Source organism: Frateuria sp. (assembly GCF_035943815.1).
In the GTDB taxonomy this organism is placed as follows: Bacteria; Pseudomonadota; Gammaproteobacteria; order Xanthomonadales; family Rhodanobacteraceae; genus Frateuria_A.
Genome location: NZ_DASZBU010000006.1, coordinates 98956 through 118443 on the forward strand (window position 1 = coordinate 98956; position 19488 = coordinate 118443).

The 19488-nt window shown below is 68.9% G+C and carries 23 protein-coding genes; 9 read left to right on the forward strand and 14 right to left on the reverse strand.

Translation table 11 applies throughout. The features are described from left to right. The first annotated feature begins 80 nt into the window (after positions 1–80). From VGU65_RS03940 to VGU65_RS03950, 3 genes are read left to right on the forward strand one after another with little or no spacing between them, the layout of a single operon-like run. A complete protein-coding gene (locus tag VGU65_RS03940; protein WP_327473066.1) occupies positions 81–665 on the forward strand; it encodes an RNA polymerase sigma factor in 585 nt (194 codons plus the stop codon). After that, positions 662–1048 carry a DUF3619 family protein gene (locus VGU65_RS03945; RefSeq protein WP_327473067.1) on the forward strand — a complete coding sequence of 129 codons (387 nt, stop codon included), beginning with the start codon at positions 662–664 and terminating at the stop codon, positions 1046–1048. The genes VGU65_RS03940 and VGU65_RS03945 overlap by 4 nt, the downstream gene beginning before the upstream one ends. A gap of 3 nt (positions 1049–1051) precedes the next feature. Next, positions 1052–1564 carry a DUF3106 domain-containing protein gene (locus VGU65_RS03950; protein ID WP_327473068.1) on the forward strand — a complete coding sequence of 171 codons (513 nt, stop codon included), beginning with the start codon at positions 1052–1054 and terminating at the stop codon, positions 1562–1564. 80 nt (positions 1565–1644) lie between these two features. On the opposite strand, the gene VGU65_RS03955 is transcribed toward VGU65_RS03950, so the two are convergent. After that, the gene (locus VGU65_RS03955) at positions 1645–2739 is read right to left on the reverse strand and encodes an NAD(P) transhydrogenase subunit alpha (protein WP_327473069.1); all 1095 of its coding nucleotides are present in this window, start codon (positions 2737–2739) and stop codon (positions 1645–1647) included. Between the two features lie 159 nt (positions 2740–2898). Here VGU65_RS03955 and cdd point away from each other — a divergent pair, with 159 nt between their 5' ends. The 5 genes from cdd (at position 2899) to VGU65_RS03980 (ending at position 5953) form a co-directional block, all read left to right on the forward strand. Next, a complete protein-coding gene (gene cdd / locus VGU65_RS03960; protein WP_327473263.1) occupies positions 2899–3306 on the forward strand; it encodes a cytidine deaminase in 408 nt (135 codons plus the stop codon). A gap of 129 nt (positions 3307–3435) precedes the next feature. Next, on the forward strand, positions 3436–4005 hold the full coding sequence (locus tag VGU65_RS03965; RefSeq protein ID WP_327473070.1) for a nitroreductase family protein: 570 nt from the start codon (positions 3436–3438) through the stop codon (positions 4003–4005). A gap of 5 nt (positions 4006–4010) precedes the next feature. Further along, positions 4011–4910 (forward strand): 5'-3' exonuclease, encoded by a 900-nt coding sequence (locus VGU65_RS03970; RefSeq protein ID WP_327473265.1) that lies wholly within the window; start codon positions 4011–4013, stop codon positions 4908–4910. A 31-nt stretch (positions 4911–4941) separates the two neighbouring features. Further along, positions 4942–5532, forward strand: coding sequence for an NUDIX hydrolase (locus tag VGU65_RS03975; RefSeq protein WP_327473072.1), 591 nt, complete (start codon positions 4942–4944; stop codon positions 5530–5532). Between the two features lie 70 nt (positions 5533–5602). Beyond that, a complete protein-coding gene (locus tag VGU65_RS03980) occupies positions 5603–5953 on the forward strand; it encodes a hypothetical protein (protein WP_327473074.1) in 351 nt (116 codons plus the stop codon). Positions 5954–6092: 139 nt separating this feature from the next. On the opposite strand, the gene VGU65_RS03985 is transcribed toward VGU65_RS03980, so the two are convergent. The 3 genes from VGU65_RS03985 to VGU65_RS03995 form a co-directional block, all read right to left on the reverse strand. Next, complete coding sequence (locus VGU65_RS03985; RefSeq protein ID WP_327473075.1) at positions 6093–8162, reverse strand: M13 family metallopeptidase; 2070 nt, start codon at positions 8160–8162, stop codon at positions 6093–6095. Positions 8163–8368: 206 nt separating this feature from the next. Then, on the reverse strand, positions 8369–8803 hold the full coding sequence (locus VGU65_RS03990; protein WP_327473077.1) for a hypothetical protein: 435 nt from the start codon (positions 8801–8803) through the stop codon (positions 8369–8371). Continuing rightward, entirely contained in the window at positions 8800–9381 is a 582-nt protein-coding gene (locus VGU65_RS03995; RefSeq protein ID WP_327473078.1) for an RNA polymerase sigma factor, read from the reverse strand. The genes VGU65_RS03990 and VGU65_RS03995 overlap by 4 nt, the downstream gene beginning before the upstream one ends. A 111-nt stretch (positions 9382–9492) precedes the next feature. On the opposite strand from VGU65_RS03995, the gene VGU65_RS04000 reads away from it, so the two are divergent. Next, on the forward strand, positions 9493–9819 hold the full coding sequence (locus tag VGU65_RS04000; protein ID WP_327473080.1) for a hypothetical protein: 327 nt from the start codon (positions 9493–9495) through the stop codon (positions 9817–9819). 46 nt (positions 9820–9865) lie between these two features. Here the strand turns inward: VGU65_RS04000 and VGU65_RS04005 are convergent, their stop codons facing one another. The 10 genes from VGU65_RS04005 to VGU65_RS04050 all read right to left on the reverse strand — a co-directional run bounded on the left by VGU65_RS04005 (position 9866) and on the right by VGU65_RS04050 (position 19408). Further along, on the reverse strand, positions 9866–10165 hold the full coding sequence (locus VGU65_RS04005) for an STAS domain-containing protein (protein ID WP_327473266.1): 300 nt from the start codon (positions 10163–10165) through the stop codon (positions 9866–9868). A gap of 149 nt (positions 10166–10314) precedes the next feature. Beyond that, positions 10315–11496 carry a methyl-accepting chemotaxis protein gene (locus VGU65_RS04010; RefSeq protein ID WP_327473081.1) on the reverse strand — a complete coding sequence of 394 codons (1182 nt, stop codon included), beginning with the start codon at positions 11494–11496 and terminating at the stop codon, positions 10315–10317. Between the two features lie 16 nt (positions 11497–11512). Further along, positions 11513–12610: a protein-glutamate methylesterase/protein-glutamine glutaminase gene (gene cheB, locus VGU65_RS04015; protein WP_327473082.1), complete on the reverse strand. Its 1098-nt coding sequence runs from the start codon at positions 12608–12610 to the stop codon at positions 11513–11515. A 133-nt stretch (positions 12611–12743) separates the two neighbouring features. Next, positions 12744–13394, reverse strand: a complete 651-nt coding sequence (cheD, locus tag VGU65_RS04020) for a chemoreceptor glutamine deamidase CheD (RefSeq protein ID WP_327473084.1) — start codon at positions 13392–13394, stop codon at positions 12744–12746. After that, positions 13391–14263, reverse strand: a complete 873-nt coding sequence (locus VGU65_RS04025) for a CheR family methyltransferase (protein WP_327473086.1) — start codon at positions 14261–14263, stop codon at positions 13391–13393. The genes cheD and VGU65_RS04025 overlap by 4 nt, the downstream gene beginning before the upstream one ends. Positions 14264–14265: 2 nt before the next feature. Continuing rightward, positions 14266–15996 (reverse strand): methyl-accepting chemotaxis protein, encoded by a 1731-nt coding sequence (locus VGU65_RS04030; protein WP_327473089.1) that lies wholly within the window; start codon positions 15994–15996, stop codon positions 14266–14268. 12 nt (positions 15997–16008) lie between these two features. Further along, a complete protein-coding gene (locus tag VGU65_RS04035) occupies positions 16009–16512 on the reverse strand; it encodes a chemotaxis protein CheW (protein ID WP_327473091.1) in 504 nt (167 codons plus the stop codon). Between the two features lie 211 nt (positions 16513–16723). Beyond that, positions 16724–18688, reverse strand: coding sequence for a chemotaxis protein CheA (locus VGU65_RS04040; protein ID WP_327473093.1), 1965 nt, complete (start codon positions 18686–18688; stop codon positions 16724–16726). A 24-nt stretch (positions 18689–18712) separates the two neighbouring features. Beyond that, positions 18713–19075: a response regulator gene (locus VGU65_RS04045; protein ID WP_327473095.1), complete on the reverse strand. Its 363-nt coding sequence runs from the start codon at positions 19073–19075 to the stop codon at positions 18713–18715. Between the two features lie 18 nt (positions 19076–19093). Next, positions 19094–19408 carry an STAS domain-containing protein gene (locus VGU65_RS04050; RefSeq protein ID WP_327473097.1) on the reverse strand — a complete coding sequence of 105 codons (315 nt, stop codon included), beginning with the start codon at positions 19406–19408 and terminating at the stop codon, positions 19094–19096. Positions 19409–19488: the final 80 nt, after the last annotated feature.

Sequence of the window (19488 nt, forward strand, 5' to 3'; positions counted from 1 at the left end):
ACCCGTGCGAGCCTGTCGCGTTGATGCATCCGATCCTTTCGCAACCGGGCCAGGGCGCAGATGACGCGGACCTCGACGCCATGAATAGCCTCGCCGGCACCCTCGACAGCCGCCTGCTGGCGCCGGATGCGCACGCCGCACCGGCCACCCTGGATGCGTTCCTGGCCGACGTCGAGCGCCGCGCCTTCCGCCTGGCAGAACTGCAGCTCAGCCATCGCGAGGACGCGCTGGACGCGGTGCAGGACGCCATGCTGCGGCTGGTCCGGCACTACCGCGACAAGCCCGCGCAGGAGTGGACGCCGCTGTTCTGGGGCATCCTGCGCCGACGCATCGTCGACCTGCAGCGCCGGCGCAAGGTACGCTCGATCGTGGTCGGCTGGCTCGGCGGCCGCGACGAGGACGGCGAGGACCTGCCTGCCTGGGCACCGGCCGACACTGCCCCCGGCCCGCTTCAGCGGCTGGAGGACGGCAAGGCGTGGAGCGAGATCTCCGCCGCGGTACAGCGCCTGCCCCAGCGCCAGCGCGAGGCGTTCCTGCTGCGCATGCTCGAAGGCCTGGACGTGGCCGACACGGCCAAAGCCATGGGTTGCTCCGAAGGCAGTGTCAAGACTCATCTGTCGCGTGCGATGCACCACCTGCGCGACCAACTGGAGGACTGGCGATGACGCCCGATTCCGACAAGTTCGCCCGACGCGCCCGCGCGCTGTACCTGGAAGCCGGCCGGCAGCTCGATCCGTCCACGGCCGAGCGCCTGCGCGCGGCACGCCGGCAGGCACTTGCCGCCTCGCATCCGGCACCGCATCGGTTCACCTCGCGCCTGCTGCTGCCGGCCGGTGCCTTCGCCGTGCTCGCGCTGGCCACACTGATGATTTGGCAGCCGCTGCGGCATGCCGACAGCGCCACGCCACAAGAGGCCTCCGCGACGCAGACCGCCGATGCGGATGTGGAACTGCCGCCCGACGCCGACAGCGCCGATCCGCAGCTCTACCAGAACCTCGACTTCTACGATTGGCTCGCCGCCAACGACACCGCCCAGCCGCAGCACTGACCCATGACGCGCTTCGCACTTCTACCGCTGCTGCTCGCCCTGATCGCCTTTGCGCCATTGCACGCGCAGGAGGCGCAGCCTCCCTCGCCATCCGGCGAAAATGCCGCGCTGCCGGCACCGCGCCCGTGGCGCAGCCTGGATCCTGCCCAGCAGGAAGTGCTCGCGCCGCTACGAAACGATTGGGACACCATGCCGCCGCGCAAGCAGTCGCACATGCTCAAGCGCGCCGAACACTGGGTCACCCTGCCACCCGACCGCCGCCAGGAAATCCGCGAACGCATCGCCCGCTGGCAGCAGATGACGCCCGAGGAGCGCCAGCGCGCGCGGGCCAACATGCACAAGTTCCACCACCTGCCGCCGGGCCAGCGCGAACGCCTGCACGATGCCTACGAGCGCTTCCAGCACCTGCCGCCGGACCAGCGCGAACGTCTGCTGCGCCAGTGGCGCTCGCAGACGATAGAACAGCGGTTGCAGGGGCTCGACCATCCGCCACCGCCTCGGCCTCCGGGACACTGACCCGGGTCCGTCTTTCGGGAAATGGGGCATGCGCTGGATCACGGCGCAAGGCCTGCCCCGGCAGTGGTATCACCGACGAATCAGGGTCGCGGCTCGCCTTCGCGCGTGAGGCAGGTCTTGGCGATCAGTTCGTCACCGAAGTCGGGCGAGAGCGTCCCGTCGCGCAGCATCAGCTCGACGAAGTTGTAGACGTTGCGCGCGTACATCTCCGAGGCATGCAGCGGCGCGCCCGCGGGCAGGTTCAACGGGCCGAGGATGCTCACGCCCGCATGCTCGACGCGCTCACCCGGCCGGGTCAGCTCGCAGTTGCCGCCGCCCTCGGCGGCCAGGTCCACGACCAGTGCGCCGGGCTTCATGCCCTCGACCATCGCCTGCGTGATGATCTTCGGGGCCGGGCGGCCTGGCACCGCAGCGGTGCTGACGATCACGTCGACGAGCTTCAGGTGTTCGGCCAGCGCCTGCTGTTGGGCGGCGCGCTCCTCGGCGGAAAGCTCGCGCGCGTAGCCGCCGCTGCCGGCGGCGCTGACGCCCAGGTCCAGGAACTTCGCGCCCAGCGACTCCACCTGCTCGCGCGTCTCCGGACGCACGTCGTAGCCCTCGGTCTGCGCGCCGAGCCGGCGCGCGGTGGCGATGGCCTGCAGGCCGGCGACGCCGGCGCCGATCACCAGCACCCGCGAGGGCCGGATGGTGCCCGCGGCAGTGGTCAGCATGGGGAAGAACTTCGGGCAGGCTTCTGCGGCGATCAGCATGGCGCGATACCCGGCCACGGCGGCCTGCGAACTCAGCACGTCCATCGCTTGCGCGCGGGTGGTGCGCGGCAGCAGCTCCAGCGCGAAGGCGGTGAGCCGGCGCTTGCCCAGCGCCGCGATGCGCTCGGCGGCGCCGTGCGGCCGCAACTGGCCCACCACGATCGCACCTTCGCGCAACTGGCCGTAGACGGCATCCTGCGGGGGCAGCACGCAGGCGAGCAGGTCGGCCTGGGCGAGCACCTCCGCCGCGCCGGCGAACTCCACATCGGCGTAGGCACACTCGGGGAAACCGGCGGCCGCGCCGGCGGCACGCTCCAGCAGCACCCGCACGCCCTTGCCGCGCAGCTTCTTCGCCACCTCGGGCGTGATCGCCACCCGCCGCTCGCCGGCGGCCGTCTCGCGCAATGCGCCCACGGTAATCGTCATGCGTGTCCCCCGGTGCCCGATGCGCCATCCTAGCCGATGGGGGCCGGCACACGCGGGCTGCTTGACCCGCGCGACGGCGGCCGCAGTAGACTGGCCCACCGGCAGCGCCGCCAGCGGCGCGCACGGGGTCTTTGCAGGAGATCCCTCGTGTCCAAACCCATGCCGCTTCCCGCCGTCGACCCGCTGATGCTCGCGGCCCGCGAGGCACGCGAGCAGGCCTATGCGCCGTATTCGAATTTCCAGGTCGGCGCCGCGCTGCTCACCCATGATGGTCGCAGCTTCACCGGCTGCAACGTGGAAAACGCCGCCTACGGCCTATGCAACTGCGCCGAACGTACGGCGCTGTTCAGCGCCATCGCGGCCGGTTGCCGGCCCGGGGACTTTTCCCAGCTGGCGGTCATCGCCGACACACCAGAGCCGGTCAGCCCCTGTGGCGCCTGCCGCCAGGTGATGGCCGAACTGTGCGACGCCGGCATGCCTGTGCTGCTGGGCAACCTCGCCGGGGACATGCAACGCACCACCGTGGGCACGCTGCTGCCCGGCGCCTTCGCTCTGCCGGCGAACTAGCAGCCGTGCGGCGGTGGCGCGAGCCTTGCCTGCCCGCGCGCCAGGCGTGGGTGCTGGCCGTCTCGCGCTCCGGGTGAGCCGACGCGGGGCTGGCTTGTGTAGGATGTCGGCTTTCCGCACCCGTCTCCCATGCCCGATCCGTTGTCCCTGCTGCTGGAACGCCATTCCATTCCCTCGCGCCAGCTCGGTGCGCCGGCCCCGGAGGGGGCGGCGCTGCGCGCGCTGCTGGAGGCCGCCATCCGCGTGCCCGATCACGGCAAGCTGGTGCCATTCCGGCTGATCGAACTGTGCGGGGCGGCCAGGCTCGCCTTCGGCGAGCGGCTGGCGGAGCGTGCGATCCGACGCGATCCAGAGCTTTCCGAGGCCAAGCGCGAGAAGGAGCGCACGCGCTACGCCTTCGCGCCGCTGGTGCTGGTGGTGGTCGCGCGCCTGACCGAAGACAGCAAGGTGCCGCCGGTGGAGCAGGTGAACACCGCCGCCTGCGTGGCCTACAACCTGCTGCTGGGCGCGCACGCGATGGGCTACGGCGCACAGTGGCTGACCGGCTGGGCCGCCTACGATGCCGAAGTGGCCGCGCTGCTCGGCCTGGCGGCCAACGAGCAGGTGGTGGGCTTCGTGCACATCGGCACGCCGCAGATCGACGTGCCCGACCGCGACCGCCCCGCGCTGGACGATCTGCTTTCCACGTGGGCGCCGTAAGCGCGATGGGCCCGGCCGCGGAGACCGTCCACCTGATCGACGGCAGCCTGTACGTATTCCGCGCCTGGCACTCCATGCCGGATGCGTTCCACGACGCCGATGGCCACCCGGTCAACGCGGTGCACGGCTTCGCCCGCTTCCTGTGCGAGCTGCTGGAGAAGACCCGCGCCGAGCACGTGGCCGTGGCCTTCGACGCCTCGCTCACCAGCTCCTTCCGTAATGCGATCTACCCGGCCTACAAGGCCAACCGCGAGCTGCCGCCGCTGGAGCTGGAGCGTCAGTTCGTGCTGTGCAGGTCGATCACCGAGGCGCTGGGCGTCAGCGTGCTGATCGACCACAGCTACGAGGCCGACGACCTGATCGGCAGCGCGCTGTGGAGCCTGCGCGGGCACGGCCTGGCCAGCGTGATCGTCTCGGCCGACAAGGATTTCGGCCAGCTCCTTGGCGAGCACGACGAACAGTGGGACTTCGCCCGCAACCATCGCTGGGGACCGGCCGGCGTGCACGAGAAACTGGGCGTGCACCCGCACCAGGTGGCCGACTACCTGGCCCTGTGCGGCGACGCGGTGGACAACATACCCGGCGTGCCGGGCATCGGCGCCAAGACCGCCGCCAGCCTGCTCGCCCACTTCGGCAGCCTGGACGTGCTGCTGGAGCGGGTCGAGGAGGTGGCATTCCTGCGCATCCGCGGTGCCGCCGCCTGCGCCGCGCGGCTGCGCGAGCATGCCGAGCTGGCCCTGCTGTACCGCCGGCTGACCCGGATCGCGCTGGACGCGCCAGTGGCTTCCACCGCCGATGCCCTGCGCCGCGGCACGGGCAAGGGCGACCTGGACGCGTTGTGCGAGCAGCTGCGCTTCGGCCCGCTGACACGCAGCCGGCTGCGGGCGGTGCTGGCGGGCGGTTGAGCGCCGCGGCACGGCACGGCACCATGGGTGGATGGACCCGAACGCCTCCCCGCTTCCACCCGACGCCCACGCTCCCGTGGAAACCCTCTGCGAAGGCCGCTGGCTCACCCTGCGCAAGCGTGGCCGCTGGGAGTACGCCGAGCGCAACAATCCAGGCGGCGCGGTCATCATCGTGGCGGTGACGCCGGAAGACCGGGTGCTGTTCGTCGAGCAGTACCGGGTGTCGATCCTCAAGAACACCATCGAGATGCCGGCCGGGCTGGTCGGCGACCTTGGCGACCAGCCCGACGAGAGCGCGCTGCTGGCGGCCGCGCGCGAGCTGGAGGAGGAGACCGGCTACCGCTGCGAGCGGGTGGAATTCATCCACGAGGGGCCGTCCTCCTCGGGCATGAGCACGGAGATGATCGCCTTCGTGCGCGCCCATGGACTGGAGCGGGTCGGCCCGGGCGGCGGCGACGAGACCGAGAACATCGTGGTCCACGAGGTTCCGCGCCGGGAAGCCGGCGCCTGGCTGTTCGCCCGCGCGGCCGAAGGCTATTCGGTCGATCCCAAGCTGTTCGCCGGACTATGGTTCCTGGAGCACGCCGGAACCGATCCGGCCGGTGGCGTCACGCCGGCCTAAAGGTTTTCCGCGGCCGGCCGATTCTCAGGGTGTCGCCTGCTATCGACTCCCTAACGTTACGGAATCCGCCATGAAAATCCTGCTCGCCTCCGCCCTGTTCCTGCTCGCGCCGATGGCTGCCCACGCCGCCTGCTCGCCTACCGACTTTGCGGTGCAGGACTTCAAGATCGCCGCCAACGGCGGCCGCCTGAGCCTGAAGGGCCAACTGGTCAACCATTGCGCCCAGGCTGCCGCCGCGCAGGTCTCGATCGAGGCCAAGGACGCCAGCGGCAACGTGCTGGTGAGCAAGAAGGGCTGGCCGGCCGGCACTGCCAACATCGGTCCGGGCCAGTCGGTGGACTTCGACCTGGGTCGCCTGTTCCGCTATTCCTCCGACATGCAGAGCTTCACCGCCGGTGTGGCGGACGTGCGTACCTGGTAAGCATCGGACTGGATGCACTGCCAAGCAAAAAGGCCCCGATCGGGGCCTTTTTGCTTGCTGGGTCAAAGCGACGCCAAACCGCACGTCGAGGCCTCCCCCGCAAACGCGGGCAAAGGCCCGGTACCGCAGATCTGCGTGCTTACCAGATATGCACCCGGTCCTTCGGATCGAGGTAGAGCTTCTGGCCCGGCTTGGGATCGAAGGCCTTGTACCAGGCGTCGATGTTGCGCACGGTCTGAGCGCGGTAGCGACCCGGCGCGTGGCCGTCGGTGATCACCTGCTGGCGCAGCGCCGCATCGCGCGTCTTGGTGCGCCAGGACTGCGCGAATGCCAGGAAGAACCGCTGGTCGCCGGTCATGCCGTCGATCACCGGCGCGTCCTTGCCGCCCAGCGACTTGTGGTAGGCGATCCATGCGGCGGTGAGGCCCGACACGTCGGCGATGTTCTCGCCCAGGGTCTGCTGGCCGTTGATGTGCAGGCCGGGCAGCGGCTCGTAGGCGTCGTATTGCTCGACCAGCTTCTGGCCGGCCGCCTTGAAATGGGCCAGGTCCTGCGGCGTCCACCAATTGGCCAGGCGGCCCTGCGCGTCGAACTCGGCGCCGGTGTTGTCGAAGCTGTGGCTGATCTCGTGACCGATCACCGCGCCGATCGAGCCGTAGTTGGCGGCCGCGTCGGCCTTCGGATCGAAGAACGGAGCCTCCAGGATCGCCGCGGGGAAGTTGAGCGCGTTCTGCAGCGGCAGGTTCACCGCATTGACCGTCTGCGGCGTCATCCACCATTCGCCGCGGTCCACGCTCTGGCCCAGCTTGGCCTTCTGGTGGCGGTATTCCTGTTCGACCGCGCGCAGGTGGTTGCCCAGCGCGTCGTCCGGGCGGATCTCGAGCGCGCTGTAGTCGCGCCAGGTTTCCGGATAGCCCACGCCGACCTTCAGGGTCTCGATCTTGGCCTTGGCCTTCTGCTTGGTGGCCGGGGTCATCCAGTCGAGCGAGTCCACGCGTTCGTCGAAGGCGGCCAGGATGTTCTTGACCATGTCCTGCACTTGCGCCTTGGACGAGGCGGGGAAGTACTTTTTCACGTAGATCTGGCCGACCGCGTCGCCCAGGTCGTTGTTGACCGCGCCAATCGCCCGCTTCCAGCGGTCGCGCTGCTTGGGCGTGCCCTGCAGGGTATGGCCGTAGAACTCGAAGCTGGCGTCGGCGTAGGCCTTGGGCAGCAGGCCGGCGCTTTCGTTGATGGTGTGGAAGGCAAGATAGGCCTTCCAGGTTTCCAGCGGCTCGCTGGCGACCAGCGCCGAAAGGCCCTTGATGCCCTGGGGCTGCCAGGCGTCGACCACCGGTTGCCCGGCCAGGCCGGCGGCCTCGAAGAACGCGTTCCAGTCGATGCCGGGCGCCTTCTGCGCGTAGGCGTTGGCAGGCCACGGGTTGTTCGCCTTGTGCACGTCCTCGCTCTCGACCAGGCTTTCCTGCGCGTTGGCGATCTTCGTTTCCAGGGCCATGATCGCGCCAGCCTTGGCCTGGGCATCGGCCACGCCGGCGCGCTGCAGGGTGGCGGCGACGTAGGCCTTGTACTTGTCGCGGAAGCCGGCCATCTCCGCGTCATTCTTGAGGTAGTAGTCGCGGTTGGGCATCCCCAGGCCGCCCTGGAGCAGGTAGGCGATGTTGTGCGAGGGATCTTCCAGGCCCTGCGTCACGAACAGGCCGAACAGGTGCTCGGTATCCCAGTGGGTCGCGTTGACCGGATCGACGTCGGCGCGCAACTGGCCGCCGAGCACGCGCGAGAGATCGGTGCGGGTCTTTATCGCATCGATCTTGTCCAGCTCTGGCTTGAGCGGGGCGAGGCCGGCCTTCTCGATCGCCGCCTCGTTCATGAAGGCGGCGTAGTAGTCGGCGATCTTGCGCGCATTGCTGCCCGCAGCCGGATGGCCGGCTCCCGCTTCGCGGATGATCTGCGCGTTGCGCTTCTCGGCCTTCTGGAACACCTCCAGGAAGATGCCGGTGCTGGCCCGGTCGGCCGGGATCACCGCGTTCTTGCGCCAGGCGCCATTGGCGTAGTTGTCGAAGTCGTCGCCCGGCTGAACCGAACGGTCCATGCCCTTCAGGTCCACGCCCAGCGGCGCCTTGCCCTGCTGCGCCGCAGCCGCGAACGCACCTGCGCTCACCGCCGAGCCACACAGCAGTGCGGCCGTCACCATCCATCGCATCGCTTGCATTTGATTACTCCCAGGCCAAACAGGCGCCCACGATAGCCCCGATGCGACAAGAGCGCGTGCATGACCTCTGGGCTAGGCGCATGGACATGCCGTCCCTTGCTGTGCGCAAACCTCCTCCCTTGGACGCGGGGAAGGGGCACTGCCGGAGCTTTCGACCCCGAGTCCGTCCCCTGCGCACGCGGGGGAAGGTCACGACCGCGGCCCTGCTAACGGACTTGGTCGTGATGCAGCCAGTGGCGCGACAGGCGCGAGAATCCGAGGCAGGCCACGAGCGCCCATAGCCACGGCTTGGCCAGCAGCGCGCCGGTCGCGCCCTGGTCGAGCGAAGGCAGCCAGGCGTTGCCGTAGATCGCGGCGGACACCAACCCGGCCATCGCAAGCAGTCCGACCAGCCAGGTTTCCAGGCGGTTGTCGGCCGCTCGCGCGGGCGGCTGCACGCGTTGCGCCATGCGGCGGGCGAAATCGGGCGGCAGCTGCGCGTCCGGCGGCTGTGCCAGCACGTGCGCCAGCAGGCGATAGCTGCGTGCCCGTGGGTCGCCGGCGGGCGAGGCCGCGCCGGCGCGCTCGTCGGCCAGGGCACGCTCCTGTGCGGCCCACTCGCTTTCATCGACAGGCGTGGAAAAAGGCGGTTCGTGGTTCATACGGCAACTCCCAGCCGGCCTTCGAGCATCTCGCGAAGGCGCAGGCGCGCGCGGAACAGATGACTCTTGATGGTGCCGGAGGCCATGCCGGTGATCGCCGCGATCTCCGGGATGCTGGCCTCCTCCAGATGGTAGAGCGTGAGCACGGTGCGCTGCACCGGCGGCAGCGCATCGACCGCGGCATGCAGGCGGCGCGCCATCTGCGCGTCGCCGAAGGCCTGCTCCAGATCAAAGTCGTCGCCTACGTTCTCCACGGGCGAGTTCGCGCCCTCGTCAGAGGCAGGCTCCAGCAGCGGGATGCGTTTTCGCTGCAGATGGCGCAGCGCGATCGAGTAGGCCACTTGCCCGATCCACGACTTCAAGGCGCTTTCGTAGCGGTACTGGTAAAGGCACTGGTGCACGCGCAGGAAGGTTTCCTGGCACAGCTCCCTGGCATCCTCGGGGTGGCGCACCATGCGGTAGATGATGTGCCAGCACAGGCCCTGGTAGTCGCGCACCAGGCGCTCGAACGCGCCGGGCGCACCGCGCAGTACGGCATCGACCAGCTCGCGGTCCGGATTGGGTAGGCGCGTATCCATCGCAGCTGGGATACGCGCGGAGGGCAAACGGTTGCAAGTGCCTTCGGCTGCAACCATGCCGCCGCCGGCCGTCTCTCTTGTGCCGAACCCGTCCACACAGGAGCAGGAACCATGAATCTCGGCGATCTCATCCCCATCACGCTGTTCATCTGCATCACCTACGCGATCAAGGTCATCGTCGATGCGCGGGTGCGGCAGAAAATGGTCAGCGTCGGCGGCTCGGAGGAGCTGGTGCGCTCGGTGCTGCAGAGCGAGGAGCTGCGGCGACGGCATGCCTCGCTGCACTGGGGCGTGGTGCTGGTCGCGCTGGGACTCGGCTTCGCGCTGATCCAGGCCTTCGGATGGCAGGATCTGACGCCCGGCCTGGTGGCCGTGCTGGCGGTCGCGACCGGGCTGGGCAATCTGGTGTTCTACGGGATCGCGCGCCGGCTGGGGTGATCCTGCCCTGCTTCCTCTCCCTTCCGGGGAGAGGAAGCGTGCTGGGTCAGTGCAGCACGAACAGCTTGTCGAAGCCGGCCACGCGCAGGGTGCCGCGCAGCTCGTCGCGGGCGTTGACGATGCGGATCTCGGCGCGGTCGGCGCCGGCGTGCTCGCGCAGCAGCAGCAGCATGCCCAGTGCGGAACTGTCCATGCGGGTCACTTCGCCCAGGTCGATCACGTAGCTGCGCGCCTTGAGGCCCGAGCCCAGGCAGGCGTCGTGAAAGTCGCGGTGCATGCTGAAGTCGAAGTGCTCGCCCAGGTGCAGGGTCAGGCAATCGGTGTCGCTGTCGTGGTGGACGTTGATGCTCATGGGTCTACTCCGGAGGCAAAACGCGATCCATGGATGGCTCGCGCGCCCGTCGGGCGCGAGTCAGGCGGGCGGAGTCGAGTCCGGGCGTGTCCCGGACTCGAGCGAACCGGGAAAGCGCAGGAGGCGCTTTCCCGTTCTACGGTTCAAAACAGTTCGATCTCGCCGGCGTCCATCGAGCTCTGCAACGCGGGACCGCGCGAGCGCAGGCGGGCCTTCTCGCGCTGGACCGCCAGGCGGGCGCGTACGCGCTGGGCGCGGGCCTCCAGCGCCTCGGCGTCGATCCTGCTGCAGGCCAGCTCCTCGATGTCGCGGGTGCAATCGGCGGTGATTTCCTGCAGCTCGACCAGGCGCGTGCGCGTCTGCTGCAGCAGCTGGCTCAGGATGTCCTCGAACTGCAGCGAGCGGATCGTGGTGGACACGTCCGAACCCAGGCCGCGATTGATCTCGACCACCTGGTCGGCGACCGCATTGGTGCGCGCGTCGGACTCGGTGACGTGGGCCATCATCGCGTCGATGCCGCCCTTGGCCGACAGCGCAACGTTCAGGTCCTGCGAAGCCATGGTGCCGACCAGGCCGCGCAGCTGCTCCATCGCGGCGCGGGCGCGTTCGACGTGGCTGCCGATCTGCTCGTTGAACTGGTTGGAGTTGCTGGCCAGGTTGCGGATCTCGCCGGCGACCACAGCAAAGCCGCGGCCCGACTCGCCCGCGCGCGCGGCTTCGATCGAGGCGTTGAGCGCCAGCAGATTGGTCTCCTCGGCGATGGTATTGACGTTCTTCAGCAGGCCGAACACCGCGTCCATCTCCTTGGCCATGCCGTCGATGCGATAGACGATGCGCAGGCTCTCGCGCGACATCTGCACGATCATGCCGACGAAGTGCTCGAGCAGGTCGCCGGTGCGCGCGGCGAAGTCCTGCACCGACACGCCGCCGTTCTGCACGTCGATGATCTGCTTGAGCAGCGACTGCTGCAGGCCGGTCTTCTGCGACAGGCCGTCGAAGCCGCCACCCAGCTCCAACACCGCGTCGCGCAGCAGGTCCAGCGCCTGGTGCAGCTCGCGGGTGGCGTGGCCCAGTTCGTCGACCAGCGCGCTGCGCACGTCCTCCATCGCTTCGCGCACGGGCGTGCTGTCGGCCTCGACGGGGACCTCGGCCGCGGCGTGCGCCGCGGTGCGGCGGGCCTCCACGATCCAGGCGGCGGCCAGCGCGATCACCAGCACCGGCGGCAGCCAGGCCGGATGCCACAGCAGGCTGACCAGCAGCGCCGCGGCGCTGGCCGAGAAGCCGATCAGGTGGCGGGTGTGGAAGAAGGAAAGGATGGCGTTCATGGAACTCTTCCGCTGTTCATAGGGCGACGCGCAATGCGCTGTCGATGGGTTGGCGCGCGAGCCTGAGCAGGCGCGCGGCGATCTGGTCCAGCGGCAGTGCCTCGCGGGCGGCGCCGAGCTTGAAGGCGGCCCCGGGCATGCCCCACACCACCGAGGAATCCTCGTCCTGCACCAGCGTGGCTGCTCCGGCCTGCGACAGTTCCAGCAGGCCGCGCGCACCGTCGTCGCCCATGCCGGTCAGCAGCGCGGCGACGGTGGCCTTGCCCACGCTCGCCGCCATCGAGCGGAACAGCACGTCCACACTGGGTTTGTGGCGGTTCACCGGCGGACCATCGTGCAGGCGGCAGACGTGCTTGGCGCCGTCCCACATCACCAGCAGGTGCTGCCCGCCGGGCGCGATGTAGGCATGCCCCTGCTGGACCGGCTGGCCGTCGCGCGCCTCGCATACGCGCATGGCCGAGCAGTTGTTCATGCGCACGGCGAACGGGCCGCTGAAAGCCGCCGGGATGTGCTGGGTGATCACGATCGGCGGCGCATCCGGAGGCATGGCTTCGAGCACCACGCGGATGGCCTCGGTGCCGCCGGTGGAGGCGCCGATGGCGATGATCGGGCTGCCCCCGCGCGTGCCGGCCGACTGCGACAGCGGCAGCACGGCATCGGCCGACAGCCGCGGCGCCACGTCCAGCTTGCGCACGGCCGTGCGCGAGCGCGGCCGGGAGCGCGCCGCGGCCTTCACCTTGGCGCAGATGTCGTGCGCGCTGTCGGCAAAGGTGCTGGCCAGGTCGCTGGAGGGCTTGGTGAAGAAATCCACCGCGCCCAGCTCCAGCGCGCGCAGGGTTACGTCGGCGCCCTGCTCGGTCAGCGAGGACACCATCACCACCGGCATCGGGCGCAGCCGCATCAGGTTTTCCAGGAAGGTCAGCCCGTCCATGCGCGGCATCTCGACGTCCAGCGTGAGCACGTCCGGATTGAGCTGCTTGATCTTGTCGCGCGCGATCAGCGGGTCCGCCGCGGTGCCGACCACCTCGATGTCCGGATCGGAGGCAAGCATGGTCGACAGGAGCTTGCGCACCAGTGCGGAATCGTCGATTACCAGAACGCGCACCTTGTCCATTGCCTGTCTTCTCGAGCTTGCCTGTGTGTGGGTGGAGCGATGGCGCCGGGTCGTTGGGGCGTTGATCCGCCTGCGCCGCAGGTGGAAACCGCCGAACGGCGGATGCTCCGCCCCCACGACCCCGCGCCATCGGTCAAAACAGCTCCACCTCTCCCTTTATCGGATCGTTTGCCAAACGCTTGAGGTAGTACCGCTCGCCATCGACCAGCGCCGCGTCGCGCGTGCCGCGCAACTGGCGCACGCGCACCTTGCCGCTGGCGGGAAAGAACTGGACCTGGCGCGGGTACACATCGCCCAGGTCCGAGGCCGCCACGTCGAGCTTCTCGGTGGCCAGGTAACGTTCTACGAACTCGATGTTGCGCCGGCCGACGTCGGTCATCTGCGCCAGCACGCGGCCGCCGCCGAACACCTTCACCTCCAGGTGCTGGCGCTGGCCGCCGGCCTTGAGGATGGCGTTGATCAGCTGCTCCATCGCGTCGGAGCCGTAGCGCGCGGCGCGGCCGACCGCTGCCGTCCAGCTGTCACGCTCGCCGACCGGCTCGGGCAGCATGAAGTGGTTCATGCCGCCCACGCACCGGCGCTTGTCGCGGATACAGGCGGCAATGCAGGAGCCGAGCACGGTGGAGATCATCTCCTCCTGCGTGCTCACGTAGTACTCGCCGGGGAGCACTTTCGCAGTCACGCATTGGTGGGTCGGATCCCAGAACCTGCGCAGATGCTCGAAACCGGGTAAGGCGGGTGCGATGGCTTGGCCTTGCGGCAGCCTCGCGGCAACCAGGGTCATGCGGTCTTTTTCCGGTAGATGGTGCGGCCGATCAGTTCGAATTCGTCGGAGAGACCGTGCATGGATTCGGAGTGGCCCAGGAACAGCGGGCCGCCCGCGGGCAGCAGCCGGGCAAAGCGCTGGAACAGCTTCTGCTTGGTCGGCTGGTCGAAATAGATGATCACGTTGCGGCAGAAGATCGCGTCGAATGGTCCCTGCATCGGCCATTCGTGCAGCAGGTTGAGCGGCAGGATGGTGGTCAGCTCGCGCAAGCGCGGATGCACACAGGCCAGGCCCGCGTACTCGCCTTCGCCGCGCAGGAACCAGCGCCGGCGCCGCTCCTCGCTGACGCCCTCGATGCGCTCGAGCGGGTAGACGCCTTTCCGGGCCGCGGCCAGCGCCGCGGGCGAGAGGTCGGTGGCGAGGATCTTGGCGTCCACGCTGCGGCCACAGCGCTCCAGCGCCTCGGCCAGGACCATGGCCAGCGAGTACGGCTCTTCGCCGCTGGAGCAGCCGGCCGACCAGATGCGCAGGCGGTCGCCCTCGCGGCGCTTCTGCTCCAGCAAGCGCGGCAGCATCTCGCTGGCCAGCGCCTCGAAGTGATGCACCTCGCGGAAGAACGCCGTGACGTTGGTGCTGATCGCGCTGGCCAGTTCACCCAGCTCGCTGTCCGGATCGTTGCGCAAAAGCTCGCAATAGGCGCCGAAGCTCTTCATGCCCAGCGCGCGCAGGCGCCGCACCAGCCGCCCTTGCACCAGCTGGCGCTTCTGCTCGCTGAGCGCGATGCCGCAGTGCTCGTAGACGAACGTGCGCAGGAACAGGAAGTCGCCATCGCCGAGCACCGGGCCGGCGAGGCCGGCCAGGCTGTCGTGGTCGACCACCGCGTTCATGCTCAGAACTCCTTCCAGGCGCCCGCGTCGGCCACCGCCGCCACCGGCTCGGCCGCCCGGGCGGCGCGCATCGGCGCGGTGTTGCGCACCGCGGCGAAGACCGCCTCGGCCTCGGCCACCACCTTCGAACGGGCCTGCGCCGGGGTGGAAGCGGTTGGCGCCGCGTCGCCCTCGAGCCTAAAGAACGCCACCTGGCGGGCCAGCTCGCCGGCCTGCTCCTGCATGGCGCGCGCGGCGGCGGCGGCTTCCTCGACCAGCGCGGCGTTCTGCTGGGTCATCTCGTCCATCTGCGACACGGCGTTGTTGACCTGGTCGATTCCGGCGGACTGTTCCTGGCTGGCCGCGGCGATTTCGGCCACGATGTCGGTAACCTTCTTGACGCTGTCGACGATCTCGGCGAGCGCCTTGCCGGACTGATCGACCAGTTCCGAGCCGGTGCGCACCTTCTCCGCGCTGTCGTTGATCAGCGCCTTGATCTCCTTGGCCGCGCCGGCCGAGCGCTGTGCCAGGTTGCGCACCTCGGTGGCGACCACCGCGAAGCCGCGGCCCTGCTCGCCTGCGCGCGCCGCTTCCACGGCCGCGTTGAGCGAGAGCAGGTTGGTCTGGAAGGCGATCTCGTCGATCAGGCTTACGATGTCGGAAATCTTACGGCTGGAGGCGTTGATCTCCTTCATCGCCACCACCGCCTGCGAGGCCACCTCGCCGCCGCGCTCGGCCTGCTCGCGGGCGCCGCGGGCCAGTTGGTTGGCGTGGCTGGCGTTCTCGGCATTCTGCTTGACGGTGGAGGTCATCTCCTCCATCGAGGAGGCGGTTTCCTCCAGGCTGGAGGCCTGTTCCTGCGTACGCTGCGACAGGTCGTCGTTGCCGCGGGCGATCTGCTGGGCGGCGGTGCTCACCGCGCCGGAGCCGTGGCGGACCTCGCCGACGATCGCCGAGAGGCGCTCGTCCATGGTGCGGAAGGCTTCCAGCAACTGGCCCAACTCATCATTGCGCTTGACCTCGATGGCGTGACCGAGCTTGCCTTGGGATATCTCGCGGGCGATGCGGCCGGCCTGGGCCAGCGTGCTCATGATCGAACGGCTGAGCGAGAGCGCCATGAAGACGGCGATCAGCAGGCCCGCGGCAAGCGCGCCGATGCTGACCGCACGTATGATCTTGAAGCGCGCTTCCTGAGCCTGATAGTCCTCCCGCGCCTCCTCTCCCTGCATCTCGACCAGCTTGCTCAACACGTCCAGGCGCATGAGCATCAGCGGACGCACTTCCATTTCCAGCACGTCACGGGCGCCGGCGTCGTGCTGGGCAAGCGCATCGGACATGTCCTTCATCGCGGCCACGTAGTCCGACTCGTCGGCCGTGTATTTCTTGTATTGCGCGGCGATCTTTGCGCTCTTGGGGAAGGATTCGAACTTCTTCTTCGCGTCCGTGAAGGCCTTCTCGTAGGTCCCGTATTCGGCGATCTTCTGCTTGAGCAGGTCGGGGTTGTCCACGTGCGAGGCGGCCTCGCCCAGCACGATGAACTGCATCAGAGATTTGGCACGCATGAGCGCCACGTTCTGCGCCGGCAGGATCTCCTGCTCGTACATCGAGTGCATGCTGTCGTTCTGCAGTTGCATGGAGCCGATGCCGATGACGGCGCCGGCGACGAGCATGACCATCAGCATGCCCAGCACCAGCCGCAGCCTGGCGCGCACGGTGAGGGCAGGAATCTTGAACTTCAGTTTCGGCATTTTCATCGGTCGGTCCTGTCAGGCCACGGCTTTAACATCGACAGCCGCGGGCAAGGCGGCTTCCAGCATCTGCGCGTCCTGCGGCTGCAACAGCTTGTCCACGTCGAGCAGGAGCACCATGCGCTCGCCGACGGTGGTCAGTCCCTTGAGGTACTCGGTATCCACGGTGGTGCCCATGTCCGGCACCGGGCGGATCTGGTCGGCTTCGACGTCCAGCACGTCGGAAACCGCGTCCACGACCACACCGAACAGCCGGCCGGCGACGGTCACCACCACCGTCACCGTGGTCGCGGTGTACTCCTCGCGCGGCAGGCCGAAGCGCAGGCGCAGGTCCAGCACCGGCACGATCGCGCCACGCAGGTTGAGCACGCCCAGCACGTAGGACGGCGCCTGCGGGATGCGGGTCACCGGCGTCCAGCCGCGGATCTCGCGCACGGCCAGGATGTCCATGCCGTACTCCTCGGCGCCCAGATGGATGGTCAATTGCTGCACCGCGGACGTGGCGTTGTTTTCTTCGTGCATGGGAGCTGTTACCTGGGATGGCGGACGCCTCGGAAGCGTCCTTCTTCGTTCAAGGATGTCGGCGTCCCGGGCGGGAACTTGAGCCGGGAACCCGCCCGGAGGCGGTGACCGGACCGCGCCATCCCCGGGCAACGCCCGTCATGGGCGCATCGTGTATCGCCATGCGGCCGGCGTGCCGAGGGCAGCCGGTCCACGGTCACGCGAAGGCGGTTCAGGCCGCCTTGCTACGGCGGGCCAGGCGGGTCACGCCGGCCACATCCACGATCAGCGCCACCGAGCCGTCAGCCAGGATGGTCGCGCCGGAGACGCCCTGTACGCGTCGGTAATTGGCTTCCAGCGACTTGACCACCGCCTGCTGCTGGCCGATCAGCCCGTCGACGAACAGTCCCACGCGGCCGCCGTCGCCCTCGACCACGATCAGCAGGCCATCCTCGATCGCCTGCCGGGCACCGGCGCAGCCGAACAGCTGATGCAGACGCAGCAGCGGCAGGTATTCGCCGCGGAAGCGGAACAGCTCGCCGCCGCCGGGCATCGTCCTGAGGGCGTCGGCCTTCGGCTGCACGCTCTCGACGATGGACACCAGCGGCACGATGTAGCGCTCCTCGCCCACCGCGGCGGTGAGGCCATCGATGATCGCGAGCGTGAGCGGCAGGGTGATGGTGAACACGCTGCCCTGCCCGGCCTTGCTGCGGATGGTCACCGTGCCGCCGAGGTTGGCCACGTTGCGGCGGACCACGTCCATGCCCACGCCGCGGCCAGAAACGTCGGTGGTGACCGCCGCGGTGGAGAAGCCCGGCTGGAAGATCAGCTCGGCCACCGCCTCGTCGCTCATGCCCTCGCCGGTCTTGACCAGCCCGCGCTCGATCGCCTTGCGCACGATCGCCTCGCGGTTGAGGCCGGCGCCGTCGTCGGACACCTCCACCACGATGTTGCCGCCGCGGTGGAAGGCATCCAGCTTGAGCGTGCCGGTCTCGTTCTTGCCGGCGGCGCGGCGTTTCTCGGGCGATTCCAGGCCGTGGTCGATGGCGTTGCGCACCAGGTGCACCAGCGGGTCGCCGATCTTCTCCAGCACGGTCTTGTCCAGTTCGGTCTGCTCGCCGTGCAGTTCGAGCTTCACCTGCTTGCCCAGTTTCTGGCTCAGGTCGCGCACCAGCCGTGGAAAGCGGTTGAAGACCGAAGCGATCGGCAGCATGCGGATGCCCATCACGCTTTCCTGCAGCTCGCGCGCATGGCGGGCCAGCTGGGCCAGGCCCTGCTGCAGCAGTGCCACGCGCGAGGGGTCGAACTCCTCGCGGAAGGTATCGAGCATGGCCTGGGTGATGACCAGCTCGCCTACCAGGTTGATCAGGCTGTCGATCTTGTCGATCGCCACGCGCACCGAGCTCGACTCGGCATTGGCCTCGCGCGTGCCGCGCGCGGCCGCCTCGGCGATGCTCGCCGGCACCGGCGGCGCGGCGGGCGTCACCACGGCGCTGGGCTTGGGTTCGATGGCCAGGTCGCATTCGTCCTCGACCCAGTCGAATACCGCCGCGATGTCTTCGCGCCGGACCGGCGCCTTCAATTCGATCGACCAGCCCAGGTGGCATTGCGCCGGATCGAGCTTGGCCAGCGCCGGCAGCCGCGACAGGTCGGCCTCGACCACCAACTCGCCCAGTCCGGCCAGTTCGCGGATCAGGCGCAGCGGATCGTTGCCGCCGGCGAGCATGCCCGCGTGCGGATGGAAGCGGATGATCCAGGCCTCGGCCTGGTCGCCGGCGCGGCGCCCCTGCGCGGTGGGTGCCGGCGTGGCCCGCCCCATCATCGCCGCCAGCTCGCCGCGCACACCCTCGGAGGTGGCGTCGTTGAGCGGCGCCCCGGCCTTGGCACGGTCGAACATGCCGCGCAGGCAATCCACCGAGCGCAGCAGCAGCTCGATGATCGGCTTGTCGATGGCGCGTTTGCCGCCGCGCACCTCGTCCAGCAGCGACTCGGCCTCGTGGGTGAAGGAAGCCATTTCCGGGAAGCCGAAGGTGGCCGCGCCGCCCTTGATCGAGTGGGCCGCGCGGAAGATGGTGTGCACCAGCTCGCCGTCGCCGCCCTCGTCCAGCGCGAGCAGCGAGGATTCCATCGTGTCGAGCCCTTCCAGGCTTTCCTCGATGAAGACTTGTTGGAACTGCGCCAGGCCGCCCGTGCTCATCGCCTACTCTCTCTGCTCTTCGGATCAGCCGAGCACGCGCTTGACCGTGGCCAGCAACTGCTCCGGGTCGAACGGTTTGACCAGCCAGCCAGTGGCGCCGGCGGCCTTGCCTTCCATCTTCTTGTCCGTGTGCGACTCGGTGGTCAGCATCAGGATCGGCACGCCCTTGTAGTTGGGCCGCGTGCGCAGTTCGCGCACCATGCTGATGCCGTCCATCACCGGCATGTTGACGTCGGCCAGCACCAGGTCGAAACCATTGGCCGAAGCCGCGTCCAGCGCAAGCTGGCCGTTCTCCGCCTCGGTCACTTCGTGGCCGGCGCCGCGCAGGGTGTAGGCCACCATGCCGCGCATCGAAGCCGAATCGTCCACCGCAAGAATCTTTGCCATCTTCTTTCCTCGTTTGCGTTACGCCGGCATCGCTGCCGGAAGATCCAGTACCTTGACCAGGCCAAGCGTGTCCGCCGCCTCGCACAAGGTCGTGCTGGCGCCGCGCCAGCTCACCACGCAGCCGCGCGAGAGCGCCTCGCGGCGGAACAGCGTCAGCAATTGCAGCGCCGCGGTATCCACGCGTTCGACCGCGCGGCCATCGATCCGGGTGGCCGGTGCATCCAGCGCACCGAGCAGATCGGCCAGCAATGCCGTCTGTGCCGCCATGCGGCAGTCCGCCGGCAGGCCGATCTCGACCGTGGTCGGCGCACCGTGTTCTCGTTTGCTGCCCATGCTTGCCTCCGCTACGTACCGGGCCCCTGCGTAGGGCTTTATCGGCGCGATGCCGGGGGGCTTTAGCCGGTTTCGGCGAT

Coding starts and splice junctions, on each gene's coding strand:
- VGU65_RS03940 (WP_327473066.1), top strand. CDS start 81: ATGAATAGCCTCGCCGGCACCCTCGACAGCCGCCTGCTGGCGCCGGAT.
- VGU65_RS03945 (WP_327473067.1), top strand. CDS start 662: ATGACGCCCGATTCCGACAAGTTCGCCCGACGCGCCCGCGCGCTGTAC.
- VGU65_RS03950 (WP_327473068.1), top strand. CDS start 1,052: ATGACGCGCTTCGCACTTCTACCGCTGCTGCTCGCCCTGATCGCCTTT.
- VGU65_RS03955 (WP_327473069.1), bottom strand. CDS start 2,739: ATGACGATTACCGTGGGCGCATTGCGCGAGACGGCCGCCGGCGAGCGG.
- cdd (WP_327473263.1), top strand. CDS start 2,899: ATGCCGCTTCCCGCCGTCGACCCGCTGATGCTCGCGGCCCGCGAGGCA.
- VGU65_RS03965 (WP_327473070.1), top strand. CDS start 3,436: ATGCCCGATCCGTTGTCCCTGCTGCTGGAACGCCATTCCATTCCCTCG.
- VGU65_RS03970 (WP_327473265.1), top strand. CDS start 4,011: ATGGGCCCGGCCGCGGAGACCGTCCACCTGATCGACGGCAGCCTGTAC.
- VGU65_RS03975 (WP_327473072.1), top strand. CDS start 4,942: ATGGACCCGAACGCCTCCCCGCTTCCACCCGACGCCCACGCTCCCGTG.
- VGU65_RS03980 (WP_327473074.1), top strand. CDS start 5,603: ATGAAAATCCTGCTCGCCTCCGCCCTGTTCCTGCTCGCGCCGATGGCT.
- VGU65_RS03985 (WP_327473075.1), bottom strand. CDS start 8,162: ATGCAAGCGATGCGATGGATGGTGACGGCCGCACTGCTGTGTGGCTCG.
- VGU65_RS03990 (WP_327473077.1), bottom strand. CDS start 8,803: ATGAACCACGAACCGCCTTTTTCCACGCCTGTCGATGAAAGCGAGTGG.
- VGU65_RS03995 (WP_327473078.1), bottom strand. CDS start 9,381: ATGGATACGCGCCTACCCAATCCGGACCGCGAGCTGGTCGATGCCGTA.
- VGU65_RS04000 (WP_327473080.1), top strand. CDS start 9,493: ATGAATCTCGGCGATCTCATCCCCATCACGCTGTTCATCTGCATCACC.
- VGU65_RS04010 (WP_327473081.1), bottom strand. CDS start 11,496: ATGAACGCCATCCTTTCCTTCTTCCACACCCGCCACCTGATCGGCTTC.
- cheB (WP_327473082.1), bottom strand. CDS start 12,610: ATGGACAAGGTGCGCGTTCTGGTAATCGACGATTCCGCACTGGTGCGC.
- cheD (WP_327473084.1), bottom strand. CDS start 13,394: ATGACCCTGGTTGCCGCGAGGCTGCCGCAAGGCCAAGCCATCGCACCC.
- VGU65_RS04025 (WP_327473086.1), bottom strand. CDS start 14,263: ATGAACGCGGTGGTCGACCACGACAGCCTGGCCGGCCTCGCCGGCCCG.
- VGU65_RS04030 (WP_327473089.1), bottom strand. CDS start 15,996: ATGAAAATGCCGAAACTGAAGTTCAAGATTCCTGCCCTCACCGTGCGC.
- VGU65_RS04035 (WP_327473091.1), bottom strand. CDS start 16,512: ATGCACGAAGAAAACAACGCCACGTCCGCGGTGCAGCAATTGACCATC.
- VGU65_RS04040 (WP_327473093.1), bottom strand. CDS start 18,688: ATGAGCACGGGCGGCCTGGCGCAGTTCCAACAAGTCTTCATCGAGGAA.
- VGU65_RS04045 (WP_327473095.1), bottom strand. CDS start 19,075: ATGGCAAAGATTCTTGCGGTGGACGATTCGGCTTCGATGCGCGGCATG.
- VGU65_RS04050 (WP_327473097.1), bottom strand. CDS start 19,408: ATGGGCAGCAAACGAGAACACGGTGCGCCGACCACGGTCGAGATCGGC.